Source organism: Candidatus Jidaibacter acanthamoeba, assembly GCF_000815465.1.
GTDB classification, from domain to species: Bacteria; Pseudomonadota; Alphaproteobacteria; order Rickettsiales; family Midichloriaceae; genus Jidaibacter; species Jidaibacter acanthamoebae.
On sequence record NZ_JSWE01000190.1, the window covers coordinates 1 to 563 of the forward strand.

The 563-nt window shown below is 29.0% G+C and carries 1 protein-coding gene; it reads right to left on the reverse strand.

The window, feature by feature from the left end; translation table 11 throughout:
- Window positions 1–269: ribonuclease III family protein (locus tag NF27_RS09150; protein ID WP_039454618.1), on the reverse strand; the 269-nt coding region annotated here is incomplete at its 3' end.
- Window positions 270–563 lie beyond the last annotated feature (294 nt).

Consider the following 563-nt stretch of genomic DNA (forward strand, 5'->3'; position numbering starts at 1 on the left):
CTATTATTTAACTCCCCTTTTTTACTTTTAGGGTTTTGTTCAAGCACTATACTTGTTACTGCAAGCTCTAATGCTCTATCTCCTAAAAACTCTAAACGCTCATTAGTTTTTTGATGCTGCTGTTGGGACGACTTTGTACTATTTGCTACTGTTTTTGTTAATGCCTCTATTAACAAAGCTTTATCTTTAAATTTATATTTTAGCTCTCTTTCCAAGATGCTATACTTTTCAGGCCCTATAAAATCACTGGTATTTCTGGTCGCTTTCATAATTATTACACCTTGCTAAAATTAAATTTAATTAATCTAGCTTTAATAAATAATACATATTAATTATTTTATAAAATTATTTATTATTAAAGTTATATGGTGATTTTATTGATGCTTAATTATTGTTACTACTATATACTACATAAGCAAACAGGGATTATCATACTCTTGCGCTATCTGCATAGAACGTTTACACTCCCCTAAAGCAGGAATAATATCATTATATAAAATACGAGTATCCATTTCAAACTTCATTGAAATTATAGACTTAAACTCCCATTCAAGAGACTGCCT